Origin of the sequence: Microbacterium sp. CH1 (assembly GCF_001595495.1) — a bacterium.
GTDB lineage: Bacteria > Actinomycetota > Actinomycetes > Actinomycetales > Microbacteriaceae > Microbacterium.
Window position 1 is genome coordinate 1 of the sequence record NZ_LOSO01000013.1, and the last position, 1,417, is coordinate 1,417.

1 protein-coding gene is annotated in these 1,417 nt (G+C 66.3%); it reads left to right on the forward strand.

Going from position 1 to position 1,417, the window contains the following annotated elements:
- Nucleotides 1-122: 122 nt before the first annotated feature.
- Nucleotides 123-1,358 (forward strand): IS256 family transposase, encoded by a 1,236-nt coding sequence (locus tag AUV07_RS08260; RefSeq protein WP_062635345.1) that lies wholly within the window; start codon nucleotides 123-125, stop codon nucleotides 1,356-1,358.
- The last annotated feature ends 59 nt before the right edge of the window (nucleotides 1,359-1,417 follow it).

A 1,417-nucleotide genomic window follows, 5' to 3' on the forward strand; every position in this document is an offset into this window, starting at 1 on the left:
CCTGGAGTCCCGCGGGGTGGTGGTCTTTCGGGCCCGCGGCGTCGTGACCGCGACGGGGTGAGCCATCGTGCGATGGTCAGTGAGAACGACCAAGAACTCACACAGAAAGACGACACCGCACGATGGCTCTTGACCAGTCTGCCCTCCTCGAGCTGCTCGGGGAACTGAAGCTCACCGGCACCACCGACCGCATCCGAGCCGCGACCGAGCGGCTCTACCAGGAGCTGATCGACGCGGAGACAGCCGCATTCATCGGCGCCGCCCCCTACGAGCGCACGAGCGAGCGCACGACTACCCGCAACGGTTCCCGGCCGCGGGTGCTGTCGACCACGGCTGGGGATCTGGAGTTGCGGATCCCGAAGTTGCGGCAGGGGTCGTTCTTCCCGTCGCTGCTGGAGCGGCGCCGCCGGGTCGACCAAGCCTTGTTCGCGGTCGTGATGGAGGCCTACCTCCACGGCGTCTCAACCCGGAAGGTCGATGACCTCGTCAAAGCGCTCGGCGCTGACACTGGCATCTCGAAGTCCGAGGTGTCCCGCATCTGCCAAGGGCTCGACGCCGAGGTCGCATCGTTCCGCGACCGCTCGCTGTCTGACATCGCCTACCCCTACGTGTTCCTCGACGCGACCTACTGCAAGGTCCGCATCGACCACCGTGTCGTGTCCCAGGCGGTCGTCGTCGCGATCGGCGTCGCCGCTGACGGGCGGCGGGTCGTGCTGGGCTTCGATGTCGGAGACAGCGAGACCGAGGAGTTCTGGAAGCAGTTCCTGCGCTCGTTGAAGACACGAGGTCTGGGCGGGGTGAAGCTGGTGATCTCCGACGCCCACGCCGGACTGAAGAAGGCCGCAGCGACCGTGTTGCAGGGCGCCGCCTGGCAGCGCTGCCGCGTCCACTTCATGCGCAACGTCCTGACCGCCCTCCCGAAGGGCCGGCAGGAGATGGTCGCCAGCGTGATCCGCACGATCTTCGCCCAACCCGACGCCGAGCACATCGATGCCCAGTTCGACGAAGTCGTCCGCATGATCGAGCGCGTCCACCCCAAGACCGCCGTGATGCTCACCGACGCCCGTGACGACATCCTCGCGTTCAAAGCGTTCCCCGCCCGGCATTGGCGACAGATCTGGTCCACGAACCCGCTGGAACGCCTCAATCGGGAGATCAAGCGCCGCACCGACGTCGTTGGCTTTTTCCCGAACAACGCCGCCCTGCTCCGCCTGGCCGGCTCCGTCCTCGTCGAGCAACACGACGAATGGGAAGCCGCCGACCGCCGCTACTTCTCCGAAGCCTCCATGACCGAGCTCACCGCGACCACCCCCACCATCGACGAGGCGGTGATACTCCCCGAGATCACCGCCGCCTAAACTAACGACAGCTGATCATCGCAACGAAGCGAAAGACCACCACTCAAACGGACGCGGCC

Excerpts from the sequence above, each read along its gene's own strand:
- AUV07_RS08260 (WP_062635345.1), top strand. The coding sequence starts at position 123 with ATGGCTCTTGACCAGTCTGCCCTCCTCGAGCTGCTCGGGGAACTGAAG.